The following is a 25983-nucleotide window of genomic DNA, read 5'->3' as shown; positions in this document are numbered from 1 at the left end:
CGCCGTTACATGAGGCATCCGGTCCTTCGGAACTGCTTACTGGTACTGCTGCCGCCACTGTTCAGGCGTGGTCTGTTCAGTGGTGGGCGGCGAGGATGGTGGAGGCTTCCTGTCGGGTGGTGCCGGAGGACTCGATGTGGGCGAGGGCTTCGGGGATGTCCCAGCCCTTCTTGCGCATGGCGGTGGCCCAGAGCCGGCCGGCGCGGTAGGAGGAACGCACCAAGGGTCCGGACATGACGCCGAGGAAGCCGATTTCTTCGGCTTCGTGCTGGAGGTCCACGAATTCCTGGGGCTTGACCCACCGGTCCACGGGCAGGTGTCGTTCGGAGGGGCGCAGGTACTGGGTGATCGTGATCAGGTCACATCCGGCGGCGTGCAGGTCGCGCAGGGCTTCGGAGATTTCCTCGCGGGTCTCGCCCATGCCCAGGATCAGGTTGGACTTGGTCACCATGCCCAGGTTCCTGCCCTGGGTGATGACATCCAGGGACCGTTCGTAGCGGAACGCCGGACGGATCCGCTTGAAAATGCGGGGCACGGTCTCGACGTTGTGGGCGAACACTTCGGGTTTGGAGTCGCAGATCGCGGCGATGTGTTCGGGTTTGCCGGAGAAGTCCGGGATCAGCAACTCCACCCCGGTCCCGGGGTTCAGTTCATGGATTTTCCGGACCGTTTCGGCGTACAGCCACACACCCTCGTCTTCGAGGTCGTCGCGGGCCACCCCGGTCACGGTCGCGTAGCGCAGCTGCATGGCCTGCACGGAGCGGGCGACCTTGGTCGGTTCGAAGCGGTCCAGCGGGGAGGGTTTGCCGGTATCGATCTGGCAGAAATCACAGCGCCGGGTGCATTCGGAACCGCCGATCAGGAACGTCGCTTCCTTGTCTTCCCAGCACTCGAAAATGTTCGGGCACCCGGCCTCCTCGCACACCGTGTGCAGGCCTTCCTTCTTCACCAGGTTCTTCAACCCGACAAACTCCGGACCCATCTGGACCTTGGCCTTGATCCACTCAGGCTTACGCTCAACAGGAACCGCCGAGTTACGCTGCTCAACACGCAGCAACTTGCGGCCTTCAGGTGCCAGGGTCACTGGAGTGCTCCTTCGGGGGTGGAAACGAGTGCTTCTTCATGCTTGCGGAATTCTTCCACGAAGCGGTCAACGATGTCGGCGGGATTGATGGTCCGGCCGGTTTCCAGCGACATTGTGGTGACGCTGGCGTCAGTGATGCCGCAGGCAATGATCTGGGCATAGGGTGCCAGGTCGTTGCTGCAGTTGATGGCGACACCGTGCATGGTGACGCCGTCCAGTACGCGGATGCCGATGGCGGCAATTTTCCGGTCCGGGCCCTTGTCGTCGGCCAGGACCCAGACGCCGGCGCGGCCTTTGACCGTGACGGCTTTGATGCCGTAATCGACCATGACGGCGATCATTGTGGCTTCCAGGCGCTCCACATAATCGCGGATTCCAGCCCGGTTTTTCAGTTTGAGGATGGGGTAGGCGATGAGCTGACCGGGACCATGCCACGTCAGCTTTCCGCCTCGGTCCACAGGGACAACGGGGGTTCCGTCGAAGGGCCGCTCGTGATCTTCGGTGAGCTTGCCGGCCGTGTAGACGGCGGCGTGCTCCAGAAGCAAGACGGTGCTGTTCTGCTCGCCCGCAACAACCTTGTTGTGGATCTCGCGTTGCAGGTCCCAGCCCTGCATGTAATCAACGAAGTCCGGGGCAAGACCCAGTTGTGAAAACTCAAGAGTCATGCGTTCAAGCTTAGACCCAGCAGGAGATTGGCCATGGTTTTGTGGTGAACCTCTCAGTCGCATCATGCGGTGTTGGCGCTTGTGGAGGAGAGGTCCAGCCATGATCTGTGGATAACGTCTGCAGATATTCTCCGTCTCCGGTAGACCTTATCCATGGAAACTCTGGCAACTACCGACGCAGTAGCACCCCTTCTTCCCGGCTACGAAATTACCCGGCAGCTGGGGCAGGGCAGCAGCTCCAGGGTATGGCTTGGCACGCGGCTGGCCGACGGGACCCGGTTTGCGATCAAATGTCCCCGCCGGGAAGCACAAGCGGAGCTCCTGGGAAATGCGGCACGAGAAGTCATGCTCCTGTCCCACCTCAACCATCAGCATCTTGTCCGCGTCCACGAAGTCCTGAAGCCAGCCGATGGCCCCGCCGGGACGCTGGGGATCGTAATGGACTATGCCGCAGGTGGATCCCTGGCGAATTTGGTCTCCGGACGGCAAAGACTGAGCATCGGGGAAACAGTGACAGTGCTCACCCCGGTTGCGCAGGCGTTGGCCTATTTGCATTCCCACGGCATTGTGCACGGTGACGTTTCGCCGGGAAACATCCTGTTCACCGCTGTCGGTATGCCGCTGCTGGCCGATTTGGGTCTCGCCGCGCGGGTGGGTGATCCGGAACAAGGCCATGATGTGGGAACCGCCGGGTTCAGGGATCCATTCATCCCGGCAGCAACAGGCGACGACGGCAGGGAGCTCCGTCCGCAACGGGATGTATTTTCGTTGGCGGCGATCGGCTGGTACTGCCTGACCGGCGTCGTGCCTGAAGCAACCCAACTGAGGCCACCGCTGTCCCTGTTGGTGCCTGAGGTCCCCAAGAGCTTGGCAGCGGCCCTTGAGGCTGCCTTGGATCCGGATCCGCTCCTGCGTCCGACGGCGAAGGAGTTCGGCACCGCTGTTTTCAGGAGTGCAGCACCAAGGACGCTGGACTTGTTCGGAGCTGTGCACCATTCCGTCATCCCGGAGCTTCTGACGCGTCGGGAGGTCCGCGGGCGTTCGCCCCGCCGCGCCAACCACAGGTTTCGATGGAGGCTCAGGGTGCCGCTGTCGCCCCGGGCAGGCGGCCAACCGCGAACCAGGGGGCAGGCAAACCAACCCCGAAAGTCCAGGTTCACCCGGATTGCCCCGTTGTTCGTGGTGGTCCTGGCGGCCTGTGCCTTCGTCGGCAACTTGGCGTGGAACCAGTCACCGGGATGGCTTCGGATCAGCAGCCCTGAGGAGGACACCCAGGTCAGCCGCCTGGCCGCCCAGGACCCATCCGTGCCAGGCGATCAAACAGAGGTTCTTCACGATCGCGTGGACGGCGCCCTTCGAGCCGAGGAACCTGCACTCGCGGTGGAGGCACTTTCGGCACTGCGTGACTCCGCTTTGCGGGAGGGCCACATGGAACTTCTTGAGGCCGTCAACGCCAAAGGATCTCCGGCAGGGGAGTCGGACCAATTGCTGAGCGCCCAGTTGCGCCAATCCGGGACGAGGTTTGCCGGGTTCACCACGCTGCTGTCAGCGATAAAGGTTCGGCCGTCCACGGCCGCGGACCGCGTTGAGGTGGACGTCACCGCAACCACCTCTGCCTATGAGGAACGCGATGCGCACGGGACCGTCATCAGGACGGCGCAGGCGGGAGTCGCCAAGGCGCTCCGTTTGTCCTTGGTCCGCGTGGACGGACGCTGGTGGCTTTCGGACATAACAGCGCCAGGTAACTGACCTACCGTTCCCGGTGCTCGTCCCCGTGCAGCCAGGCCATAGCCTCCGCGAGGGACGGATGCTGCCACCGGAAGCCGGCGTCGGAGAGTCTGCCAGGCTCCATGCGTTGGTTTGCCAGAACCAGTTCATCCGCGAGCTTCCCCAGGACCAGCCGCAGGGCAGGGCGCGGCACCCGGCAAAAAGCCGGCCGGTGATAGGCCTTTGCCAGGGCCGCGACAATCGTGTTCACGTCCGCGCTCTGCGGAGCGCAGACGTTGACCGGGCCCTCCAGCCCGGATGTGAGGAGGAAAGCGAGTGCTGAGGCCTCGTCGGCGAGGGTGATCCACGGCCAGTATTGGCGGCCGTTACCGAAGGGTCCTCCCAGCCCTAGTTTCAGCAGGGGGAGCAGTGGGCCCAAGGCACCGCCTGAGGTGCTCAACACCACACCGGTGCGGGGGGTGACAACACGGACACTGGCCGGTGCGGTCCTGGCGGCCTGTTCCCACTCGACGCACAACGGACCGAGCACTCCGCCCCCCGGAGCCGAATCCTCACGCAGAACCCCTGCACTGTCCGCCCCGTAATAACCGGAAGCGGACTGGCTGATGAAGGATGCAGGGGGATTTTCGAGCCGCCCCATGGCACCTGCCAGAGTCTGTGTGGGTTGGAGGCGGGAATCGCGCAGCACCTTAAGCCGTTTCTTAGTCCAAGGACGGTCCCCGATCCCAGCGCCGGAAAGGTTCACCACGGCATCCGCGCCGTCCAGAATGCTTTCATCCAGCTCGCCCTTGGCCGGATCCCAGGTGAATTCTCCGGGCGCGGCAGCGGGTCGCCGCACGAGCCGCACCACCTCGTCACCCCGGCCGGCCAAATGCTCGGCCAGTGCGGTCCCAATCATTCCTGAAGCTCCGGACATCACGATGCGCATGACCCATCTCACCATAAGGCCAACGTCTGGCGGAAACGCCTGTCGGTGCCGCCGACGGTAGCCGCCTCTTGACTATGATCGAACAATGACCTCCTCCAGCTACCTCCGTTTCCCGCATGTTCACGGCGATCTGGTCACTTTCGTGGCCGAAGACGACGTTTGGGTCGCGCCGCTCGAAGGAGGCCGCGCTTGGCGCGTTTCCTCGCAGCAGCTTCCTGCCAGGAACCCCCGGTTTACGCCGGACGGAAAGCAGCTGGTGTGGACAGTGGTGGTGGGAACGTCCCCGGAAGTCGTGACGGCGAACGTCGACGGCGGTGGCTACCGTCAGTTGAGTTATTTCGGCCACAGCACCACGAAGGTCAAGGGTTTCACTCCGGCAGGCCACGTGGTTGTCACCAGTGCCTTCCAGCAGGCCGAAAGCCGCCACACGCATGCCTACAGCCTCCCGCTCGACGGTGGTGCCGCCGTCGAACTTCCCTTTGGTCCGGTGGAGGCCGTGGCGTTCGGACCGGAGGTCGGCGACGAGAAGCCTGTGGTGCTGGCCAGTGTCCTCTCGCGTGAACCCGCTTGGTGGAAGCGGTACCGCGGAGGCACGGCGGGCAAGCTGTGGATCGACGCTGACGGCAACGGCGAGTTTGAGCGCCTGGTCCCACAGCTCGATGGCAACCTCACGGACCCCTTGTGGGTGGAAGGCAGGATCGCTTTCCTCTCGGACCACGAAGGCTTCGGCAACCTGTACTCGGTCCTCCCCGACGGTTCCGGATTGCTCCGGCACACTGACCACGAAGATTTCTATGTGCGGCACGCCAGCACGGACGGCAAGAAGATCGTCTTCGAATCTGCCGGCGAGCTGTGGATTCTTCCCTCCCTCGACGCTGACGCCCAACCCGCCAAGCTGGAAATCTCCCTCGGCTCGGCCTCACTGGCACGCCGTCCTGCGCCCCTGAAAGCTTCGGCACACCTCGGTGACGTGGTCCCGAACGCTGCGGGGACGGCCAGCGCCGTGGAATCGCACGGCACCATCCATTGGCTTCGGCACAAGGATGGGCCCTCGCGCGTGGTGGAAGCCACGCCGGGAGTCCGTGCCCGACTTCCGCGCCCACTGACCGACGGCAGGATCGCCTATGTGGCGGACCACGGGGGAGTGGAAGCGCTGTACATCAAGCGCATCGCCTCCCGCCTGGCGGCGGCGGAAGTATTGAAGGCCGTGGAGGCACCCGTGCCGGCGAAGGAAGACGATTCCTTGCCGAAGCCGGTTTCCGTCTCCAACGTGGTGGGACAGACCGCCTCGTCGGCGCAGTCCACGTCGCCAGCGACCGTGCCCGCCCCGGGCACCGGCGTTTCGGTCCCGGTCGAGCCTTCAGCCGATACGGCCGGTGGCATTTCCGCTCCTGAAGCGCAGCCTGTTCCGGAGGATGCAGCGCAGCTCCGTATCGACTTTCCCAAGCCCACGCGCACCAGCACTTTGGAAGCCAGCCCGGATGGCCGCTGGGTCGCCGTCGGTACGTCCTTCGGTGACGTCTTCGTGGCCGAGACCTCCACCGGCACGCTGACGAAGCTCGTTAGTGTGGGCGAAGGCAGCATCGAGCAACTCTCGTGGTCCGGCGATTCGCAGTGGCTCGCCTGGTCCGAACCCGTGACCTCGTTCGGCTCTCGCACCAAACTGAGGATCGCCCGTCCCGAAGAGGGCGATGCCGCGATTATTGACGTCACTGATGGCCGGTTCTGCGATGAGTGGCCCCGGTTCACCCCCGATGGGAAGTTCCTTGCTTTCCTTTCAAACCGGAGCTTCGACCCCGTGTACGACGGCCACTCCTTCGATCTTTCGTTCCCCAGCCCCATCAAGCCGTACATGGTGGCGCTCGCAGCAGACACGCCGTCGCCCTTCGGGCCTTCAGTGGACACCTTGGAGGACGCGCCGCCGGCTGCAGAGAAGTCCGACGACGGCGACGTCCCGGCTGTGCGGGTTGATGCGGAAGGGCTTGCCCACCGCGTCATCACTGTGCCGGTGCCCCAGGGAAACTACTCGGACCTCGCTGTTGGCGACGGGGCATTGTTGTGGTTGGATACCGAACTCTCCGGCGTCACCGGTGAGGGCAAAGGCACCCTCCAGGACAAGAAGACCGCACCGTCCCTGGTGCGTTATGACCTCGCCAAGCGCAAGCCGACAACCATCGTCCCCGCAGTAGAGAACTACCGCGTGTCCGGTGACCTTGGCCGGATCGTCTACGTCCTGGACAAGAACGTCGTTTCCGTACCCGCGGACAGCAAAGTGGAAGAGGACTCGGCGGACCACGTGAAAGTGGATCTCAACCGGATCCGCGTCATCCTGGACCCCGTAGCTGCTTGGGGACAAGCCTTCGATGAGGCCTGGCGGTTGCAGCGCGACTTCTTCTGGACCGCTGACATGGCAGGCCAGGACTGGGAGTCCGTGTACAAGCGGTACCGCCCGATCGTGGACCGGCTCGGTTCGCACGATGACCTGGTGGATCTGCTCTGGGAACTCCACGGTGAGCTGGGGACCTCACACGCCTACGTTCGTCCCGCAGCGGTCACGGAACCGGGCCGCAACGGACAAGGCCGCCTGGGAGCGGAGCTGCAGCTCGGCGCCCACGGTTGGGAAATCACCAGGATTCTCGCTGGCGAGTCATCGGATCCCCTTGCTACTTCCCCTTTGACGCGACCAGGCGTCGACGCGAAGGTGGGCGATGTGCTCCTGGCGATTGACGGCGTCGAGCTTTCAGCGGGCCTGACACCGGCGATGCAGTTGGTGGGCGCGGCCGGTCGGACGGTTGAACTGACGCTGCTCAACGGTAAGGCACACGGCGAAGCTGCCGGATCGCAACGGCGGGTAGCTGTGGTTCCCATCCGTGATGAGGAAAGGCTCCGCTACCAGGACTGGGTGCGGGCCAACCGCAGGACTGTCAGGGAGGCTTCCGGTGGCAAATTCGGGTACCTCCACGTGCCGGACATGATGGCCAACGGCTGGGCCCAACTTCACCGCGATCTTGATACCGAGACGGCCTTGGACGGGCTCATTGTCGATGTTCGTCGCAACCGCGGGGGTCACACCTCCCAGTTGGTCGCCGAACTGATCGGTCGAAAAGTGACCGGATGGAGCATGCCGCGTGGCGAGAAGCCGCGCACCTACCCGCATCATGCTCCGCGCGGTCCCGTGATCATCCTGGCCGATGAATTTGCCGGGTCCGACGGCGACATCATCACCCAGGTCTCCAAGCTCAGGGGCATCGGCCCGGTCATTGGAACGCGGACCTGGGGTGGCGTGGTGGGCATTGACAACCGCTTCACCTTGGCCGACGGCACCGGCGTCACCCAACCGCGCTATGCCACCTGGTTCAGCGGAGGGATCGGTTGGGATGTTGAGAACCACGGTGTGGATCCGGATATCGAGGTCCTGTTCCCGCCCCATGCCTATGCGGCCGGCACGGATCCACAACTGGAGTACGGTATCGGCGCGCTCAAGGAAATGATCCAGGAGCTGCCCACCGATCGTCCTCCGTTGCGTGAAGGCTACAGGAAGGTGCGTCCGGCACCCCTGCCCGCGCGCCCGCAGCTGAAGAAGTAGCGGTACTTAGGAGACTTAGGTCCATGGAACGGGAAGAGCCCCTGTCACTCCGGGTGGGGAGTGACAGGGGCTCTTCCCTTTTGGGGTCTTAAGCGACGGGCAGGCTACTCAGCGAGCGTGGCATCGAGGGTGATGTCGATGCTGGCAAGGGCGCCGGAGACCGGGCAGCCAGTCTTGGCGTCCTCGGAGATACGACGGAAGTCCTCCTGGGAGAGGCCCGGAACCTTTGCGGTCATGGTCAGGTGGCTGCCGGTGATACCGGTGCCCGGAACGAAGGTGACGTCGGCCTTGGTGTTGACTTCCTCGGCAGTGAAGCCTTCACCGGCCAGGGCGTGGCTGAAAGCCATGGAGAAGCAGGCGGAGTGGGCCGCAGCGATAAGTTCCTCGGGGCTGGTCTTGCCGCCTGACTGCTCGGTGCGGGCCTTCCACGTGACATCGAACGTTCCCAGGCCTGAGCTGTCCAGCGTGGTGTTTCCAGCGCCCTCAATAAGGTTGCCGTTCCAAACCGTGTGTGCGGTGCGTGTTGCTGCCATGTCCACTCCTTAGGGTCGTTGTGATTCGGCAACCGGCCTTTGGCAGGTGCCACCGGTTTCAATCCTAGGTATTGAACTTCCGGACTGCACGGCCATTCTGCTGTCAGTGGATTGTGACCCCTGGACTTACGCGATGGAAACCGAAGAAAGCGCGTTGCAAGGTCGCCGGCGCAGGCCGAGGATCGCGTCGGGTCAGTGCCAGAGGGTGGCGATGGCGATGTTCACCAGGGCAAGTCCACCGACGCCGTGGGCAAGGCCCGTCGATACTGCCTCGCCCTTCTTGACTTTGCGTGAGCCGATGACGGCCAATACTGCGACGGCCACGCCGATGGCAAACTTTACGCCAAGCTTGAAGTAGTTCGGATCAGCATCCGGCAGCATGGGAAGGACGCCCATCATGGCGATGCCTGTGAGGAGCTGGAGGAAAGCACCGTCGCGCTGGCGCGGGTGGACGGTTGGCTCCCGGAGGGTGGCGATCCAGTAGCCCACGATCATGGCTGCGCCGACGATGTGCAAGAACACCAGAATGTTGAAGAGAATACTCATGGCCTTAGCTTATCCAGTCGGTTCTACGTCCTGTAGCAAAGCCACGCGAAGGCGTTAAAAGCGTAACGGGCAGGTTCCCGGGTTTCCCCGGCAACCTGCCCGTCTTACCCTGCAAGCGGTGCCCGCAGATGGAGCGACTTAGAGACCGAGGTCTGCTTCGAACGCGCCCTCTTCAAGGCGTGCCTTCAGAGTCTGCAGGAACCGTCCTGCGTCCGCGCCGTCCACCAGGCGGTGGTCGTACGTCAGGGACAGGTACATCATGGACCGGATGGCGATGGAGTCGTCACCGTTTTCGTCAGCGACTACGACAGCGCGCTTGACGATGGCACCGGTGCCGAGGATACCTACCTGCGGCTGGTTGATGATCGGGGTGTCGAACAGGGCGCCAACAGAACCGATGTTGGTGATGCTGAACGTACCGCCGGAAAGCTCGTCAGGGCCGATCTTTCCGTCGCGGGTACGGCCAGCGACATCAGCGATCTTGCCGGCGAGACCGGCGAGGTTCAGGTTGCCGGCGTCGGAGATGACCGGAACCAGCAGGCCCTTGTCGGTGTCGACGGCGATCGCCAGGTGTTCAGCGTTGTGGTACGTGATTTCCTGCTTGGATTCGTCGTACGCGGCGTTCAGCTTGGGGTGCTGCTTCAGTGCTTCGGCTACAGCCTTGGCGATGAAGGGCAGGAAGGTCAGCTTGACGCCGTTCTGGGCCTGGAACGAGTTCTTGGCCTTGAGGCGGAGCTTGGCGATCTTGGTCATGTCGACCTCGTGCACCTGCGTCAGCTGGGTGGAGACCTCCAGGGACTCACGCATGCGACGGGCAATGACCTGGCGGATACGGGGAGCCTTCTCCGTGGTGCCACGCAAGGACGAAGCAACGACGGGGGCGGCAGCCTTGGCGGCGGGAGCAGCAGCAGGAGCCGGTGCAGCAGGAGCTGCGGCGGCCTGCTTGGCTTCGGCTGCAGCCAGGACATCCTGCTTGCGGATGCGGCCACCAACGCCGGTGCCGGAGACCGAAGCAATGTCTACGCCGTGCTGGTTGGCAAGCTTGCGCACCAGGGGAGTGACGTAGCCGGACTCGGAGGAGCCTGCAGCCTCGGCAGAAGCGGCGGGCGCAGCAGAAGGAGCAGGGGCAGCAGCCGGAGCAGGAGCCGGAGCGGCAGGAGCGGGTGCGGCGGCAGGTGCCGGAGCGGCGGGGGCCGGTGCCTCTGCAGCCGGAGCAGCAGCCGGTGCCGGTGCGGCAGGGGCTTCTGCCGGTGCGGCCGGAGCCGGGGCGGAAGCAGGAGCAGCAGCGCCCGAACCGATGACAGCCAGGACGGAACCGACTTCAGCGGTTTCGTCTTCGTTGACGCGGATTTCCTGGAGGGTACCGGCAACGGGGGAGGGAATCTCGGTGTCGACCTTGTCGGTGGAAACCTCAAGAAGTGGTTCGTCAACCTCCACCGTGTCGCCGACAGCCTTGAGCCAGCGGGTAACGGTGCCTTCGGTGACGCTTTCGCCCAGTGCCGGGAGGGTCACTTCGTGGCCTTCGCCGCCGGAAGAGGCGGGGGCTTCGGCTGCCGGTGCTGCTGCTTCCTCTGCCGGGGCGGCAGGAGCCTCTTCGGCGGCCGGGGCTGCCTGCTCAGCCGGGGCTTCCTGGGCCGGGGCAGCCTCAGCGGCGGAGCCGGAGCCGTCGCCGATGCGGACCAAAGGTGCACCGACTTCAGCCGTCTCGTCTTCAGCGACGAGGATTTCTTCGATGACGCCTGAGATAGGAGAAGGGATTTCAGTGTCTACTTTGTCGGTTGAAACCTCGAGCAACGGCTCGTCGATCTCCACCCGGTCACCAACCTGCTTGAGCCAGCGGGTGACGGTTCCTTCGGTGACACTCTCACCGAGGGCGGGCAAGTTAACGGATTCAGACATGTCGTCCCCGTTCTCCTTATTGATCTTTGTGCGGATGAATTCTGCTGGTCCGGGCCGGGTGCATCCGGCAGATTCCGCTGCATGCACCCGACCCGTTTGTCTTGGGTAAAGACTTAGCCGTGGAGCGGCTTGCCCGCGAGGGCGAGGTGGGCTTCGCCCAAAGCTTCGTTCTGGGTGGGGTGGGCGTGGACCAGCTGGGCCACGTCCTCCGGGTAGGCTTCCCAGTTCACGATCAGCTGGGCTTCACCGATCTGCTCACCGATGCGTGAACCAATCATGTGGATACCAACGACGGGGCCGTCCTTCTGGCGTACGAGCTTGACGATACCGCCGGTGCCAAGGATGGAGCTCTTGCCGTTGCCGGCAAGGTTGTATTCCTGGGTCTGGACCTGGTCGTCGCCGAACTTGGCCTTGGCTGCCTTTTCGGTGTAACCGACCGTGGCGATTTCAGGCTCGCAGTAGGTGACCTTGGGGATGTTGATGTCTTCAACGATGGCCGGGTTCAGGCCGGCGATCTCTTCGGCGACGAAGATGCCCTGCTGGTATCCACGGTGCGCGAGCTGGACGCCAGGGACGATGTCGCCAACGGCGTAGATGTTGCCGACGCCGGTGTGGAGGCGCTCGTTGGTGATGACGAAGCCGCGATCGATGGTGATGCCTGCTTCTTCGTAGCCGAGGTTGGCGGTGACGGGACCGCGCCCAACAGCGACGAGCAGCAGGTCTGCTTCGAAAGTCTGGCCGTCAACCAAGGTGACCTTGACGCCGTCGTCGTTCTGCTCGACGCCCTGGAAGAAGATGCCCGTGGTGAACTTGATGCCGCGCTTCTTGAAGGCACGCTCGAGGTTCTTGACGATGGAGGCGTCCTCGTTGGGAACCAGGGAGGGCAGGCCCTCGATGATGGTGACGTCCACGCCGAAGGACTTCCAGACGGAAGCGAACTCGACGCCGATGACGCCGCCGCCGAGGACGATAGCGCTCTTGGGGATGTAGTCCATGGTGAGGGCCTGGTCGGAAGTGATGACCTTGCCGCCGATTTCAAGACCCGGAAGCGACCGTGAGTAGGAACCGGTGGCCAGAACAATGTTCTTACCGGTGTAGGCCGTGCCGTTCACGACGACGGTGTTGTTGCCCTGGAGCTTTCCTTCACCCTCGATGACGGTGATGCCCTTGGACTTGATGAGTCCCTGGAGACCCTTGAACTTGCCGGCAATGATGCCGTCCTTGTAGGCGTTCACGGCCGACATGTCGATGCTGTCGAGCGTGACGTTCACGCCGTACTTGGCGGAATCGCGTGCGTGGTCAGCCAGTTCGGCCGAGTGCAGGAGGGCCTTGGTGGGGATACAGCCGTTGTGCAGGCAGGTTCCGCCGAGCTTTGCCTTTTCCACAAGGCCAACGGTGAACCCAAGCTGCACGGCCCGCAGGGCAGTGGCGTAGCCGCCGCTGCCGCCACCGAGTACCAGGATGTCGAATTCTTGCGCAGTTGCCTGATCGGCCACTAAAACGCTCCCTCGCGTGAAGGATGACACGGGACTGCGTGCCATCTGGTCTTTGGAACTTGTTCTGCCGTGATTATGCCAGCACCTAAGTTCTCTTGCATTTGTGACTATCGTGTTCACCTTAGCGAACCACCTACCCATGCTCCACCCTCTGCGGGTGTTTGTGGAGCGCTTGTGTCGAGACTCACGTTCACTTGTGACACAGCGCTACACGCCGCATAATTCCGGGGTTGCGCGGCCCTGGCGGGGGCGCCGACGGACCACGCAACCCGGAAGGGAGCGGGGGCGTGCCGCTAGGCGGTGACCGCCAGAAGGTCTTCAGCGTAGGCAACCAGGGTGCGGACTGTGCAGCCCGTGCCCTGCTTGGGTGTGTAGCCGTAGGGGCTGCCGTTGTTGAACGACGGCCCGGCAATGTCCACGTGGGCCCACGGTATCTGTTCGCCGTTGCCGTCCTTGCCCACGAACTCGCGCAGGAAGACCGCGGCGGTCATCATGCCGCCGTTGCGCTCACCGATGTTGGCGATGTCGGCAACCTGCGAATCCAGGCTGGGGCGGAGCTCCTCAGGCAGCGGCATGGGCCACACCAGCTCGCCGGCGCGGTCAGCTGCCGACTTCAGCGCGGCCGTGACGGAATCCGAACCCATCACACCGGCCGTGCGCAGACCCAAGGCAATCAACTGGGCGCCGGTCAGCGTGGCAACGTCGATGATGACGTCGGGCTTCTCAAGGCTGGCAGCGACGAGTCCGTCGGCCATCACCAGGCGGCCTTCGGCGTCGGTGTTCAGGACCTCCACGGTCTTGCCACCGTGGATAGTGAAGACATCCGCGGGCCGCGCTGCGGCGCCCGAGGGCATGTTCTCTGCGATGCAGAGCCAGGCGGTCGCCTTGATGGGCAGACCCATCGACGCAAGCGCCAGGACCGTGTTAAGAACGACGGCGGCGCCCGCCATATCGCTCTTCATGTCGCCCATGCCGAGGGCCGGCTTGATGGAAATGCCGCCCGTGTCGAAGGTGATGCCCTTGCCCACGAGGGCAATCTTCTTGGTGGCCTTGGCCGGAGCGTATTCCACCTTGACCAGGCGCGGCTGGCGGGTGGAGCCCTTGCCTACGCCGAGGATGCCTCCGAAGCCTTCCTTTTCGAGGCGCTTCTCGTCCCAGACGGTGACCTTCACGGGAAGACCCTTGGCGAGTTCCTTGGCGGACTCCGCAAAAGACTCGGGGTAGAGGTGGCTGGGAGGCTGGTTTACCAGTGTCCGGGTGGCGTTGACGGCCCTGGCAAGCACAACGGCGCGGTCCAGCGCCGGCTGTGCGTCCTTTGCGTCCACGTCGGAGAAGATCTGGACCTTGGCCACCGGTGCTTTCAGGCCGTCCGTGGAGGAGCGGTGCTCGGTGTAGGAGTAGGCTCCCAGGGTGGCACCTTCAGCGACTGCAGCGACGTCGGCAAGTGCCGGCGTCGGGAAAGCCAGCGTCACTGCAGCCAGTCCCGCGAGCTGGCGCACAGCGGACCCTGCTGCGCGCCGCAGCGCCTCTTCGCTGAGGCCGCCGCCGGGCTGGAGTTTGCCGACACCGGCCAGGACCAGGATCCCGGCGCCTGTTTCCGGCAGTCCGGGAAGCCGGTGCACCTGGTCGGCCGCGCCGCTGATTCCCAGGGACTTCAGGGAGCCCGCAACGGACTCGGCAGCCTTGGCGCTCAGGGGATTGGCGAGCAGCACAGGCCCTTCAGCGCCTTGCGCAACGCCGATCACAAGGGCGTCGCTGGGGGACTTTTTCAGGTCCTTGGCGATGATGGACAGGTTGATGTCAGTAGTCTTGACCACGAGGATGTGTCCTCACTTCTCTCTGCAGTGCATGGCGGGGCCGCATGTTTGGCGGCCTGCCCCGGTACGCGCCCGACGTCCTCATTCGACGGCGGCCTTGGTCTTCAGGCCCAGCGTCGTTAGCGGACGCGGGCCTGTTTCGATCGTAGTCTCTCGGCGCCCGCGGAAAGCAATTAAATGAGATCTGCCGCACATCCCCCAGCAGGAATGCGCGCTTCCTGTGCAGCGTTGTACCCAAATAGACCATCCGAACTTGCCCCGTGAAAGGAATACGCCGTGTTTGAACGGATATCCGGCACCCTCCTGGACCCAGAAGCTCTCTACGCGAGCAACATTGAGACCTTCCACAGTCCCGAACTCCGTGGCCTGAACATGGTCATGGGATTCACGGGATTTGCCGACGCCGGTCACGTGGTCCGGCAGATTAATGCGGAACTGCTGGATGAACTCGACGCCGAGGTCGTGGCCATGTTCGATGCCGACCAGCTCATTGACTACCGGTCGCGCCGGCCACACATCAGCTTTGTGGAAGACCACCTCCAGGACTACAAGGCGCCCAAGCTTGGCCTGTACAAGCTCACGGATGGGCTGGGACAGCCGTTCCTGCTGCTGGCAGGTTTTGAGCCGGACCTGCAGTGGGAGCGCTTCGCCCGCGCCGTCGTAGGGATTGTGGAGAAGCTGGACGTTAACCTCGTCACGTGGATCCACTCCATTCCCATGCCGGTACCGCACACGCGCCCCGTCGGTGTGACGGTACACGGCAACCGGCCTGAGCTGATCGAAGGGATCTCCAGTTGGAAACCTACGGTCGAGGTTCCTGCTGCCATCGGCCACATCCTTGAACTCCGGCTCACCGAGGCGGAGCGCAACGTGGCCGGCTATGTTGTCCACGTTCCGCATTACCTGTCCGAAGCCGAGTACCCGACGGCGGCCGTCGCCGGCTTGGAATACCTGGGGGCCGCAACGTCCCTCATGCTTCCTACGGACCGTCTCCGGGAAGCAGGCCGGGAGGTCGGACGGCAGATCGCCGAACAGATTGAGGCTTCCGAAGAAGTGCAGGCCGTCGTCGCCAACCTTGAGGCCCGCTACGACGAGAAGTCCGAAGGCATCGTGCGTCGTTCCTTGCTTGCCTACGAGAACGACGAACTGCCCGATGCCGAGGACATCGGCGCGGCTGTGGAAGCCTACCTGGCTCGTAAAGACACGCCTCAATAAATCAGCTTTAACGGTTGACCGGCATAATTGAGGTGTGACTTCTCCCCGCGCCTGGCTGATCTGGACCATAGGCATCTTTGCCTACCTCGTGGCTGTGGCGCAGCGTACCTCCTTCGGGGTCGCGGGCCTGGAGGCCACTGAGCGGTTCCATGCCAGTGCCTCGGCGATTTCCTTTTTTACCGTGTTGCAGCTGTTGGTCTATGCCGGTCTCCAGATCCCGGTCGGCGTGCTGGTGGACCGGTTTGGATCCCGGGTCATGGTGGCCGGCGGTGCTGTCCTCATGGCGGCGGGACAACTGCAGCTGGCTTTCGCCGACAGCATCCCTGGAGGCGTCCTTGGCCGGGTCCTGGTGGGCGCCGGCGACGCCATGACCTTCATCTCCGTTATCCGGTTGGTTCCTCTGTGGTTCGCACCGTCCCGGGTTCCGCTGGTGACGCAGTTGACCGGCATGTGCGGGCAGTTGGGCCAGCTGTTCAGCGTGGTTCCCTTCGCTTTGCTGCTGCACTCGGCGGGATGGACGCCGGCTTTCCTGACCCTGGCGTCGATGTCCGTGCTGGCGGTGGTACTGGTCCTTGCTCTGTTGAGGGATGCGCCTCCCGGACATCCGGCCACGGTGACGGCCCAAGGCCTGAGGGCCACGGGTGTTTCCCTGTCCCGCGCCTGGAAGCAGCCAGGAACCCGGCTCGGGCTCTGGAGCCATTTCACTGTCCAGTTCAGCGGCAACCTCTTCGCGATGACCTGGGGTTACCCGTTCCTGCTCTCCGCCCAAGGACTCGACGCCGGAACAGTCTCTGCTTTGATGGCCCTGTTCGTGGCCACCGCCATCGTTGCCGGGCCTGGCTTCGGCCGGTTCGTGGCCCGGCATCCCATGCGACGGTCCGCCATGGTGCTGTTGATCACTACCGCAACGGCCGTCGCTTGGGCGGCCGTACTGCTTCTTCCCGAGCGTGCTCCGCTGTGGCTCCTGGTCATCCTGGTGGTGGTCCTGGCGGTAGGCGGACCAGGATCCATGATCGGCTTTGATTTCGCGCGGACCTTCAATCCTTCGCATCGCATCGGTACGGCGACCGGGATAGTCAACGTGGGCGGCTTCATCGCAGCCCTGATCGCGATCTACCTCATCGGCCTGGTTCTTGACCTCCTGAATGCCAGCGGTTTTTCCGGTGGGGAGCTGTACGGGCTGGAGCCGTTCCGGATTGCCCTCAGCGTCCAATTCCTGTTGCTCGCGATCGGAACCCTGCTCATTGTTGTGACCCGCCGCAAGGTCCGCCGGCAAATGGCCGCTCAAGGGATCCACGTGCCGCCACTGGCAACGGCGCTCGCACGGCAGCGGCGTGAGCGCCTGGAACGGCGGCGTGAAGCACGCTCCAAGGTGGCGGGGGAGCAGTAGCATCCCTTTCCCGGGGCTTTTCCACATACGCAAAGTGCTCCCTGTTTCTTGCCTCCGCCGATGCGCAGGCTGGAAGCATGACTACCAACAGAACGCTCAGCATTCACCAGCCCGAAGACATCCTTGGCTACATTCCCCACATGCTGGGCTACTGGCCTGAAGACAGCCTCGTGGCCATCACCATGCAAGGAAAGGTCCTGGGGGCCACACTCCGCGTGGACTTGCCCGTCCTGTCCCCAGCTGACTGGCTGCCCTGCTTTGCCGAACAAATCCTCAGCTATCTGATCGCCGACGAGGCCGCCAACGGCGTTGTTCTGGCCGTGTACACCGCGGAGGGTTGGAATGACGGCACTGTCATCCAGCGGACCGCACCGCTTCTCGATGCCCTGCGGGCCAGCTTTGACCGCGCTGGCCTTACTGTCCGCGATGCATGGTTGGTGGGCACAGATTACTGGCGCGGCGCCTATTGCGAGGATGGCGGCTGCTGCCCGATTCCGGGATTCCCGATCGAACGGATCAAGGAGAGCCGACTCAGCACAGAGCTCGTGTACCAGGGCAGCGCTGTTGGACCCTTCCCTGGGAAGGGGGCTGACGGACTGCGTTTGGCTCGGCCGGGAGCGCATGACTCCCGGGTGCTGGAAGCGGAAGACGGCTTCGACGACAACGTCCTGCCCCTGTGGCGCAGCGAGGCCTGCTTTGATTCGGTACTTGCTGTGTGGCGCCACGTGCTGGACAGGCACCACCGAGGGGATCCCTTGGAGCCTTCAGCTGATGCAGGACTCATGGGCTTCCTCAGAACCACTCTTAAAATACCGGCTTGGCGGGATGCCGTAGTGGTGATGGCAGCTGCTGGCGTCGGAGCTGCCAAGGCCGGAGCTGCCGGGTTCGGATTCTTCGAGGCAGAGGACCCCCTCGCCGGATCCTTCGACCCCAGCGACGTGGGTGTGGACACCAGTGCTACCCAGGATCGGGGTGCAACCGGGGCCGGACCGTCGGCTGGCAGTGCTGCCGGATCAAGTGAACCCCTCAACGTGTACACCTACGGCGATGTCCTCCTGGGCATGCGTCCGGAGCTGCCGTGTTGGAAGGACCTTGATGTACTGCAGCAACTCCTGGCGGGACTTGGCGTCGACGGTGAACAGGGAGAAGTGGCTGCCGCAGCACTGACGCTCCAAGGATGGATCTTTTGGTGCAAGGGCATGGGTACCGTTGCCCACGCTTGCCTGAGCCGGGCCCTCGAGGCCCATGCCAACTACCGGTTGGCGGAACTGCTGATGGGGGTCATGGGACAGGGGTCAGTTTGTGGGTGGGCGCGCCGTCCCGACTCAGCCTGGAAGGGGTCAAGGAATGTCCCGGTTTAGTTCCACGCCATCCAACAGGCGTATGTTTGGCAAAACCGTGAGACAATGGATGCCGAGACCCGGTTGGGTCCGCGTTTGAATGCTTGGATTGGCCCGGCTGCCGGGAACAATTCAGTGTCGTCTGTAGTTGTAGTCAAAGACTCTGCAGGCGGCGATCGCATTTGAAATTGATCGCGGACTTGACAGGGTCATAGTGGTGTTGCCCGTATGGTGATTCCACAGACCGCCGCTAGAAAGGTTTTCTGTGACCCCGTCTTCCGTCGAGAAGGAACCCGCCGCCCTGGCCGAATTGTCCGCTGAGGAAAAGAAGGCGGCCACATCGGCAAAGCGCGCCGCGACACGTGCTGCCAACAAGGCTTCAGAGGGCGACTCTGACAAGCCTGCCCCCAAGAAGCGTGGACCCAAGCCTGGCGCCAAGGCCGCTGCTGAAGCAGCGAGCGACTCCGCTGTAGATCCTGAAGAGCCAGGCGTCGAGGACGAAGACTTTGACCCCGCAGCAGCGGAGGAAGTCGAAGTCGGCGACGACGACACCGAGGACGGCGCAACTGCCGCCAAGGACAAGGCTGCCCCCTCCGGCTCCGGCTTCGTCTACTCGGACGCCGATGACGACGACGCACCTGTACAGCAGGTCATGTCGGCCGGTGCAACTGCAGACCCCGTCAAGGACTACCTGAAGCAAATCGGCAAGGTTGCCCTGCTGAATGCCGAGCAGGAAGTCGATCTGGCCCTCCGCATCGAGGCTGGCCTCTTCGCCGAGGAAAAGATCAATGCAGACGACGGATCCATGGATCCCAAGCTCAAGCGCGAGCTCGAATTCGTCATCCATGATGGAAAGCGCGCCAAGAACCACCTGCTTGAGGCCAACCTCCGCCTCGTCGTTTCGCTGGCCAAGCGATACACCGGGCGAGGCATGCTGTTCCTGGACCTGATCCAGGAAGGCAACCTGGGTCTTATCCGCGCAGTGGAGAAGTTCGACTACACCAAGGGCTTCAAGTTCTCCACTTACGCCACTTGGTGGATCCGCCAGGCAATTACCCGTGCAATGGCAGACCAGGCCCGCACGATCCGTATCCCGGTCCACATGGTTGAAGTCATCAACAAGCTGGCCCGCGTTCAGCGCCAAATGCTTCAGGACCTGGGTCGTGAGCCCACGCCTGAAGAGTTGGCTCTGGAGCTGGACATGACGCCCGAAAAGGTTGTCGAGGTCCAGAAGTATGGTCGTGAACCCATTTCGCTCCACACCCCCCTTGGTGAGGACGGTGACTCGGAATTCGGCGACCTGATCGAAGACTCCGAAGCTGTAGTCCCGGCTGACGCGGTGAGCTTCACGCTGCTGCAGGAGCAGCTGCACTCCGTGCTGGACACGCTGTCCGAGCGCGAGGCAGGGGTCGTGGCCATGCGATTCGGCCTCACCGATGGACAGCCGAAGACTTTAGACGAAATCGGCAAGGTCTACGGAGTGACGCGCGAGCGTATCCGCCAGATCGAATCCAAGACCATGTCCAAGCTGCGGCACCCGTCCCGCTCACAGGTACTGCGGGACTACCTGGACTAAACGGTCTGCGCAACCCAGGACGCATGAAGGCGGCCCAGTCGGATTTCCGGCTGGGCCGCCTTCTTGTTCACTGAGTGGGCTGTTCTCCGCCGTGGATGCGCCGGCCCGGCCGCAGCAAACTGCAAGCCGCGCGGGAACCGCGGAACCCGGGGGGGCACAGCAAAAGGGCCCTTCCAATGGGGAAGGGCCCTTCTGCGCGATGTGACTCCGGGCTTTGCCGGGTTGCACTTCTAGTCGACGGGGACGGGTGCCTTCTCGTTGAGGCGCTCGGTCTCATCGTGCCAATCGGAAGTCATGGGCCGGAGCGTGGCTTCAACTGCACGTGCGTGGTGGCCGCAGAAAAGCAGCTCACCGCCGGAGGACTCGAGTACAACGCGGACATACGCCTGGGCTCCGCAACGATCGCACCGGTCAGCGGCGTTCAGTGTGCGGTCTGCAACTGCTGTTGTCATGTCGGCCTCCTTAGTAGTTCTGTACATCCATATAACCAGCATTCGACGCAGATCCATGGCAAGGATGGGTCACTTTCGCTGTCCGCGTATCACATGTCCATAACGCAACTGGGCCTTTTGCCGCGGGCCGGGAGTGGCAACCGGTACGCAGGGCCCGTCGCGGCTAACCTAGTATGGGCAGTGTTTGCCTTGAGTTGCCAGCGGAATATGGCTGGGAACCAGCTTTAGATATACCCGAAGGAGCACACCCCCACGTGGCACCGAGTTCTGAATACAACGCCCGGCATCTGTCTGTCCTCGAGGGCCTTGAAGCGGTCCGCAAACGCCCGGGCATGTACATCGGATCCACCGACTCACGTGGCCTCATGCACTGCCTGTGGGAAATCATCGACAACGCGGTGGACGAGGCTTTGGCGGGTTTCGGCCACGACATCAAAGTCATTTTGCACGCGGACAATTCAGTGGAGATCCACGACGACGGCCGCGGCATCCCCGTAGACGTCGAGCCGAAGACCGGACTGTCCGGCGTCGAGGTCGTCTTCACCAAGCTGCACGCGGGCGGAAAGTTCGGCGGCGGCTCCTATACCGCTTCCGGTGGCCTCCACGGCGTTGGTGCTTCGGTGGTCAACGCGTTGTCCAGCCGCCTCGATGTCCAGGTGGACCGCGGCAGCAAGACCTACCAGATGTCCTTCCGTCGCGGTGAGCCCGGCCGCTTCCTCGATGCCGGATCAAAGCCCGGCCCCACGTCCCCGTTCGAACCGTTCGTCGAGAATTCGGTGTTGGATGTGGTCGGGAAGGCAAAGCGTGGCGTCACCGGAACCCGCGTACGTTACTGGGCTGACCGCCAGATCTTCACTCCTGACGCAAAGTTCTCCTACGACGACCTCGTGGCCCGTGCCCGTCAGACGTCGTTCCTTGTCCCGGGATTGCGGATCACCGTACGCGATGAGCGCAAGCTGGCCGGGACCCCGGGCGAGAACGGCGTCCACGAGGAAGTGTTCCACCACGACGGTGGCATCAGCGAATTCGTGGAATTCCTTGCTGCGGATTCCGGCGTCACGGACATCTGGCGGCTCCACGGATCAGGCAAGTTCAAGGAAACTGTTCCTGTTCTCGACGAAAACGGGCACAGCAAGATCGCCGAAGTGGAACGGGATTGCGAAGTCGATATCGCCCTGCGCTGGGGGATCGGCTACGAAACCACCATCCGCAGTTTCGTCAACATCATCGCCACGCCCAAGGGAGGCACCCACCAGTCGGGCTTTGAAGCGGCCCTCCTGAAGACCTTCCGCAAGGCCGTGGAAACGAACGCGCGCAAGCTCAAAGCCGGAAACGATAAGATCGAGAAGGATGACATCCTTGCCGGCCTGACGGCTGTCCTGACGGTTCGTCTGGCTGAGCCGCAGTTCGAGGGGCAGACCAAGGAAATCCTTGGTACCTCAGCGGTTCGGGCGATTGTGGCCAAAGTGGTTGAGAAGGAAATCACTGCACGGCTGAACTCGGCCAACCGTAATGACAAGGCCCAGTCGGCGCTGCTGCTGGAGAAGATGGTCAGCGAAATGAAATCGCGCATCTCGGCCCGCGTCCACAAGGAGACCCAGCGCCGGAAGAATGCCCTGGAGACCTCTTCCATGCCCACCAAGCTGGCCGATTGCCGCACCGATGACGTGGAACGCTCGGAACTGTTCATCGTCGAAGGTGACTCCGCGCTTGGAACGGCAAAGCTTGCCAGGTCCTCGGATTTCCAGGCTCTTCTTCCCATCCGCGGAAAGATCCTGAACGTGCAGAAGGCTTCGGTGGGTGACATGTTGTCCAACGCCGAGTGCGCGGCTCTGATCCAGGTGGTGGGCGCCGGCTCCGGCCGCAGCTTCGACCTGGACGCGGCCCGCTACGGCAAAGTCATCCTCATGACCGATGCCGACGTCGACGGCGCCCACATCCGTACTCTTCTCTTGACGCTCTTCTTCCGCTACATGCGCCCCATGGTGGAAGCCGGCCGCGTGTTTGCCGCTGTGCCTCCTCTTCACCGGGTGGAAGTGATCAACCCGGGCCAGAAGGCCAACGAGATGATCTACACGTACTCCGAAGCCGAGCTCCACGTGCTCCTTGCCAAACTGGTCAAGGAAGGCAAGCGGTACAAAGAACCGATTCAGCGTTACAAGGGCCTGGGTGAGATGGACGCCCAGCAATTGGCGGAGACCACCATGGACCCCCGGCACAGGACCTTGCGTAAGGTTGGCATCGACAGTGCCCAGCGTGCCGAGGAAGTGTTTGATCTCCTGATGGGCTCTGACGTGGCACCTCGCAAGGAGTTCATCATCGCCGGTGCGGCAACGTTGGACCGGGAGCGCATCGACGCATAGCCGGCGGGGGTGTCAGCCAGGCTCCTGGGCGGAAGTGCCCCGGGTGGCGGATGCCGCCGGGGCGGCAAACGCGGCGGCTCCCACCAGTAACGCCAGTGTTCCAAGGCCCCAGGGAAGACCTGCTGCAACGGCGATACCACCCACCAGCAGCGGACCTCCGGCGTCACCGAGCTCACGTCCAAGTTCCGCCGAACCCATCGTCCGGCCGAGTCGCTCCTTGGGGGTGGAATCGGCAAGGTGGGCAAAGGCGAGTGGCGTGGCGACGCCAATGCCCAGGCCAATAAGGACGGCGGCCGCATAGACCCACCACGCTCCAGGCAGGACAGCTGCGAGGAGGGTTCCGGCAGCAATGCAGCCTAGTCCCGTGATCATCCCGGGCCTGTCCGAGAGGACCCCGCGGTCCCGCAGGGCACCAATGCGGGGTTGCACGGCTGAGGAGGCAACCGCCAAGGCGGTGGCGACGGCGATACTCCCCGCAGTGCCCAGCCCGTCCCGTGCTGCGAGGGCGGGAAGGAAGCCCACTGCAGCACCGAGGGCTCCCGTGGACGCAGCCAGGACCAGGGTGGGTCCCAGAAAGGACTTCTCGGTGCTCTGCCGCCACACGTCCAGGACGGCGTAGCGGGTCCTGGGCAGCGGCTCCAGGCGCGGCATGGCCAGGATGGTCCACACGGCAGTCACGAGGGCAAGACACGACAGGACGGCGAAGAGAAGGGCGAAGCCCCCGGCGAGGATGGCCAAGGCGCCCAGGAGCGGGCCTATGGCGTAACCGAAGCCTTTCCAGGAGCCGTAGCGTCCGAAATAGCGTCCGGTCTTGCCCCCCGCAAGCCGGGCGACGCTGGCAGACGAGGCAGGCGAGAAGGCTGATGCCGCCATGCCTTGTCCAAGCCGCGCCGCAGCGAGCATGGCTGGTTGGTCTGCCCACAGGCCAACCAGGGAGGCGGCAGCAAAGGCAAAAAGGCCTCCCACGATGACTGGCTTGGGCCCGATGCGGTCGCTCAAGGCGCCAAAGACGGGCTTGAGGAAGACCTCGGCGATGTCGTAGAGGGCAAGCAGAATCCCCAAGCCAAGCAGGCTGAGGCCGATGTCCGCACTCTCGGCGCCGAGCCCTGCAGCCACGGCGTGGGCCCCGAAGGCGGTAGTGAAGCCGGCCGCGTAGAGGGGCCACCGGTGGTAGGGAGTCGTGCGTGCAGCGCTGGCTGCCTCTGGGGTCTTCACGCACTAAATGTAACAGCTGCTACATTGGCTGTTGTGATTGATGAACGATGGCTGTTGATCCTGGTTCAGGTTCCGTCCCAGCCCTCCAGGCACCGTGTAGCTGTGTGGCGCGAATTGCGCAGGATCGGCGCCGTCCCTTTGAGTCCAGGTACGTGGCTCCTCCCCGCCCACCCCGCCTTTGACGAAGGGCTGGTCCGTGCCGGCGAGCTCGTAGCCAAGGGTGGCGGGACCTGGACCTTGGTGGATGCCGTGCCACGCCAGCCAGGTGACGTCGTTTTCAGGGCTGCTTATGAAGCTGCCCGACAGGAGGAGTGGGCCGAGTTCATGGCCGATTGCCGGAAGTTCGAGGCAGAAATCGCCAAGGAGATAGCGCAGGAGAAATTCACTTTTGCCGAACTTGAAGAAGAAGAACAGAGTCTGGAGCGGTTGAGGCGTTGGTTCCGGGAGTTGAAGTCACGCGACGTTCTGCACCTTCCTCTGGCGGGGGACGCCGCTGAGCAACTGGCACGGTGCGCAGCAGCCCTGGAGGGCTTCTCTTCCCGGGTCTACGAGGTCATGCTCCCCGAACAGGGTGGTCGGAACAGCCTGTAGTGCCCTAACCGAGCAGCCCCGGCACGATCAAGAGTGCCGTCGGTACTGCCAGCAGCAGCACGGAGGCGGCAAGGACCAAAGCCCTCAGGCCGGTGGTAAGCGGCGGTTGCGGTGAGAGCAAACGGCTGACGCGTGACGCCGTCGTGCGTGGTGAATCAGCACCTCCGGTGGCGCTGACGCCAGAGCCCTCGACGACGGCCCCGCCGCCTTTGAGGGCTGCGGCGCTGACGGCAGGCTGTGAGCTGCCGCTGGCGACGATGGCAATGGCCTTGATGAGCGTTCCCTTGCTCTCGGTGCGAAGTGCGACGTCGTCGGCCAACATTTCGATCAGTGAGTTCACTGCTGTCTGGGCCAAGCGCGTGGTGGGAAACCATGGCAGCGCCTGGCGCCAGGCGGCGAAAGCCCACAGCAAGAGGTCGTGGCGCTGGGAAAGGTGGGCATTTTCGTGGATGAGGACGGCCCGGAGCTCAGCGGGATCAAGTGCGGCCATCAGGCCGTCGGAGAGGACCGTGACGGAGCGGGCGCCGCCGGGGAGGCAGTAGGCGACGGGGGATTCATGATTTATCACCACTGTCCCTGGTCCGTCGTCGGATGGGGATGCGAGGAGGGCCAGGAGCTCGCGGTGCCGTCGGCGCTGGCGTTCGATCTTGTAGTACGTCAGCAGCAGGGTAAAGACCAGGTGCGCCGTAAGAAGCGCAGCTGCCGACAGTGCGAAGAGGTGCCAGAAGCCCAGTGCGGTGGTTGGTTCATTGTTGAACACCATCCCGGCCAGGCTCCTGAGCCCTGCCAGGAGGTTGTCGCCAATGGGTTCGAGTCCATAGACAAGCATGGCGCCAATCATGGACAGTCCACCGGCAAGGGCTATGGCCTGCCACAGGATCATGGCCGTGAAGGGAGAGCGTGCCGGCCATTGTGCCCGCGACAGCAGGACCGGAACCGGCCACGCCAGAATCAATGCCAGGACCGCAAGCAGGTATGAGGTCCAGAACATAGTGGCTAATTGTAGCCGAGCAGTTTGCGCAGGGTAGCTGCTTCACTTTCGGTGACTGAGCCAATGAAGCGGGCCAGGACTGCCTCGCGGTCCGGGGCGGAACCCAGGACTTCGTGCATCAGCTCGGCCGTGTGGTCTGCGCGGCTGGAAACAGCCTGGTAACGGTGCGGGCGTGTTCCGCGTTCACGTTCCACCAGGCCCTTCTTTTCCAGGCGTGAGAGCACGGTCAGGACAGTGGTCACTGCCAGGTCTTTGCCTTGATGGCCGGCGGTGCCGTCCCCGGCCTCGGAATCCTGCGCCAGGAGGTCACGCAGTATATTGGCGGTTGCAGCTTCCTGGCCTGCCCAGAGCAGATCCATCACTGCCCGCTCGAGTTCCCCAAGACTTGCCATCGATACTTCCCTACCTTCCGCATCCCGGGCCAGCGCGACTGCCGTCGGGAGCGATGATCCAACATTCCACCATAAATCTACCGCTTTTCCAGCCTCCATTCTACGTGAGGTAGAACAATCGGCGTGGCGCTCGCGGGGCGCCACCTCTTGCGCGTGGTGGAAGCCACTTGAAGAAT

The 25983-nt window shown here is 63.5% G+C and carries 20 protein-coding genes; 8 read left to right on the top strand and 12 right to left on the bottom strand.

Annotated features, from left to right (window positions below; all coding sequences use genetic code 11):
* Positions 1-76: 76 nt before the first annotated feature.
* Positions 77-1084 carry a lipoyl synthase gene (gene lipA, locus PQ627_RS02885; protein ID WP_144662549.1) on the bottom strand — a complete coding sequence of 336 codons (1008 nt, stop codon included), beginning with the start codon at positions 1082-1084 and terminating at the stop codon, positions 77-79.
* Positions 1081-1749 carry a lipoyl(octanoyl) transferase LipB gene (gene lipB / locus PQ627_RS02880; protein WP_144662548.1) on the bottom strand — a complete coding sequence of 223 codons (669 nt, stop codon included), beginning with the start codon at positions 1747-1749 and terminating at the stop codon, positions 1081-1083. Before lipB ends, lipA begins: the two co-directional genes overlap by 4 nt.
* A gap of 153 nt (positions 1750-1902) precedes the next feature.
* On the opposite strand from lipB, the gene PQ627_RS02875 reads away from it, so the two are divergent.
* Positions 1903-3498: a serine/threonine-protein kinase gene (locus PQ627_RS02875; protein WP_274258263.1), complete on the top strand. Its 1596-nt coding sequence runs from the start codon at positions 1903-1905 to the stop codon at positions 3496-3498.
* A 1-nt stretch (position 3499) separates the two neighbouring features.
* Here PQ627_RS02875 and PQ627_RS02870 read toward each other — a convergent pair whose 3' ends face one another.
* Entirely contained in the window at positions 3500-4405 is a 906-nt protein-coding gene (locus tag PQ627_RS02870) for a TIGR01777 family oxidoreductase (protein ID WP_274258262.1), read from the bottom strand.
* 85 nt (positions 4406-4490) lie between these two features.
* Between PQ627_RS02870 and PQ627_RS02865 the strand changes: the two genes are divergently transcribed.
* Complete coding sequence (locus PQ627_RS02865; protein ID WP_274258261.1) at positions 4491-7991, top strand: S41 family peptidase; 3501 nt, start codon at positions 4491-4493, stop codon at positions 7989-7991.
* A gap of 104 nt (positions 7992-8095) precedes the next feature.
* Here PQ627_RS02865 and PQ627_RS02860 read toward each other — a convergent pair whose 3' ends face one another.
* From PQ627_RS02860 to PQ627_RS02840, 5 genes are all read right to left on the bottom strand, one after another.
* The gene (locus PQ627_RS02860; RefSeq protein ID WP_274258260.1) at positions 8096-8524 is read right to left on the bottom strand and encodes an OsmC family protein; all 429 of its coding nucleotides are present in this window, start codon (positions 8522-8524) and stop codon (positions 8096-8098) included.
* Positions 8525-8716: 192 nt separating this feature from the next.
* Positions 8717-9070 carry a hypothetical protein gene (locus PQ627_RS02855; RefSeq protein WP_144662544.1) on the bottom strand — a complete coding sequence of 118 codons (354 nt, stop codon included), beginning with the start codon at positions 9068-9070 and terminating at the stop codon, positions 8717-8719.
* A 138-nt stretch (positions 9071-9208) separates the two neighbouring features.
* Positions 9209-10969 carry a 2-oxoglutarate dehydrogenase, E2 component, dihydrolipoamide succinyltransferase gene (gene sucB / locus PQ627_RS02850; RefSeq protein WP_274258259.1) on the bottom strand — a complete coding sequence of 587 codons (1761 nt, stop codon included), beginning with the start codon at positions 10967-10969 and terminating at the stop codon, positions 9209-9211.
* 113 nt (positions 10970-11082) lie between these two features.
* A complete protein-coding gene (gene lpdA / locus PQ627_RS02845; protein WP_144662542.1) occupies positions 11083-12465 on the bottom strand; it encodes a dihydrolipoyl dehydrogenase in 1383 nt (460 codons plus the stop codon).
* A gap of 293 nt (positions 12466-12758) precedes the next feature.
* A complete protein-coding gene (locus tag PQ627_RS02840) occupies positions 12759-14282 on the bottom strand; it encodes a leucyl aminopeptidase (protein ID WP_274258258.1) in 1524 nt (507 codons plus the stop codon).
* Between the two features lie 276 nt (positions 14283-14558).
* Here PQ627_RS02840 and PQ627_RS02835 point away from each other — a divergent pair, with 276 nt between their 5' ends.
* The 4 genes from PQ627_RS02835 (at position 14559) to PQ627_RS02820 (ending at position 19803) form a co-directional block, all read left to right on the top strand.
* A complete protein-coding gene (locus PQ627_RS02835) occupies positions 14559-15497 on the top strand; it encodes a proteasome assembly chaperone family protein (protein ID WP_274258257.1) in 939 nt (312 codons plus the stop codon).
* 34 nt (positions 15498-15531) lie between these two features.
* On the top strand, positions 15532-16887 hold the full coding sequence (locus PQ627_RS02830) for an MFS transporter (protein ID WP_274258256.1): 1356 nt from the start codon (positions 15532-15534) through the stop codon (positions 16885-16887).
* Positions 16888-16964: 77 nt separating this feature from the next.
* Positions 16965-18248, top strand: coding sequence for a DUF4192 domain-containing protein (locus PQ627_RS02825; RefSeq protein WP_274258255.1), 1284 nt, complete (start codon positions 16965-16967; stop codon positions 18246-18248).
* 244 nt (positions 18249-18492) lie between these two features.
* Positions 18493-19803: an RNA polymerase sigma factor gene (locus PQ627_RS02820; protein WP_144662537.1), complete on the top strand. Its 1311-nt coding sequence runs from the start codon at positions 18493-18495 to the stop codon at positions 19801-19803.
* A gap of 230 nt (positions 19804-20033) precedes the next feature.
* On the opposite strand, the gene PQ627_RS02815 is transcribed toward PQ627_RS02820, so the two are convergent.
* Positions 20034-20255: a DUF7455 domain-containing protein gene (locus PQ627_RS02815; RefSeq protein ID WP_018778705.1), complete on the bottom strand. Its 222-nt coding sequence runs from the start codon at positions 20253-20255 to the stop codon at positions 20034-20036.
* Between the two features lie 254 nt (positions 20256-20509).
* On the opposite strand from PQ627_RS02815, the gene PQ627_RS02810 reads away from it, so the two are divergent.
* Positions 20510-22618: a DNA gyrase/topoisomerase IV subunit B gene (locus PQ627_RS02810; protein WP_144662536.1), complete on the top strand. Its 2109-nt coding sequence runs from the start codon at positions 20510-20512 to the stop codon at positions 22616-22618.
* Between the two features lie 12 nt (positions 22619-22630).
* Here the strand turns inward: PQ627_RS02810 and PQ627_RS02805 are convergent, their stop codons facing one another.
* Positions 22631-23833, bottom strand: coding sequence for an MFS transporter (locus tag PQ627_RS02805; RefSeq protein WP_274258254.1), 1203 nt, complete (start codon positions 23831-23833; stop codon positions 22631-22633).
* 33 nt (positions 23834-23866) lie between these two features.
* On the opposite strand from PQ627_RS02805, the gene PQ627_RS02800 reads away from it, so the two are divergent.
* A complete protein-coding gene (locus PQ627_RS02800) occupies positions 23867-24424 on the top strand; it encodes a Chromate resistance protein ChrB (RefSeq protein WP_274258253.1) in 558 nt (185 codons plus the stop codon).
* Positions 24425-24428: 4 nt separating this feature from the next.
* Here PQ627_RS02800 and PQ627_RS02795 read toward each other — a convergent pair whose 3' ends face one another.
* Both PQ627_RS02795 and PQ627_RS02790 read right to left on the bottom strand, forming a co-directional pair.
* Complete coding sequence (locus PQ627_RS02795; protein WP_144662533.1) at positions 24429-25415, bottom strand: M56 family metallopeptidase; 987 nt, start codon at positions 25413-25415, stop codon at positions 24429-24431.
* A 5-nt stretch (positions 25416-25420) separates the two neighbouring features.
* On the bottom strand, positions 25421-25807 hold the full coding sequence (locus tag PQ627_RS02790; RefSeq protein WP_274258252.1) for a BlaI/MecI/CopY family transcriptional regulator: 387 nt from the start codon (positions 25805-25807) through the stop codon (positions 25421-25423).
* Positions 25808-25983: the final 176 nt, after the last annotated feature.

This window comes from Paenarthrobacter sp. AB444, assembly GCF_028736865.1.
In the GTDB taxonomy this organism is placed as follows: domain Bacteria; phylum Actinomycetota; class Actinomycetes; order Actinomycetales; family Micrococcaceae; genus Arthrobacter; species Arthrobacter nicotinovorans_B.
The sequence above is the reverse complement of the archived record's forward strand: the minus strand, read 5'-3'. Positions and strand labels throughout refer to the sequence as shown.

Excerpts from the sequence above, each read along its gene's own strand:
- PQ627_RS02870 (WP_274258262.1), bottom strand. The coding sequence starts at position 4,405 with ATGCGCATCGTGATGTCCGGAGCTTCAGGAATGATTGGGACCGCACTG.
- PQ627_RS02865 (WP_274258261.1), top strand. The coding sequence starts at position 4,491 with ATGACCTCCTCCAGCTACCTCCGTTTCCCGCATGTTCACGGCGATCTG.
- sucB (WP_274258259.1), bottom strand. The coding sequence starts at position 10,969 with ATGTCTGAATCCGTTAACTTGCCCGCCCTCGGTGAGAGTGTCACCGAA.
- PQ627_RS02855 (WP_144662544.1), bottom strand. The coding sequence starts at position 9,070 with ATGAGTATTCTCTTCAACATTCTGGTGTTCTTGCACATCGTCGGCGCA.
- PQ627_RS02815 (WP_018778705.1), bottom strand. The coding sequence starts at position 20,255 with ATGACAACAGCAGTTGCAGACCGCACACTGAACGCCGCTGACCGGTGC.
- PQ627_RS02860 (WP_274258260.1), bottom strand. The coding sequence starts at position 8,524 with ATGGCAGCAACACGCACCGCACACACGGTTTGGAACGGCAACCTTATT.
- PQ627_RS02875 (WP_274258263.1), top strand. The coding sequence starts at position 1,903 with ATGGAAACTCTGGCAACTACCGACGCAGTAGCACCCCTTCTTCCCGGC.
- lipB (WP_144662548.1), bottom strand. The coding sequence starts at position 1,749 with ATGACTCTTGAGTTTTCACAACTGGGTCTTGCCCCGGACTTCGTTGAT.
- PQ627_RS02825 (WP_274258255.1), top strand. The coding sequence starts at position 16,965 with ATGACTACCAACAGAACGCTCAGCATTCACCAGCCCGAAGACATCCTT.
- PQ627_RS02790 (WP_274258252.1), bottom strand. The coding sequence starts at position 25,807 with ATGGCAAGTCTTGGGGAACTCGAGCGGGCAGTGATGGATCTGCTCTGG.
- PQ627_RS02795 (WP_144662533.1), bottom strand. The coding sequence starts at position 25,415 with ATGTTCTGGACCTCATACCTGCTTGCGGTCCTGGCATTGATTCTGGCG.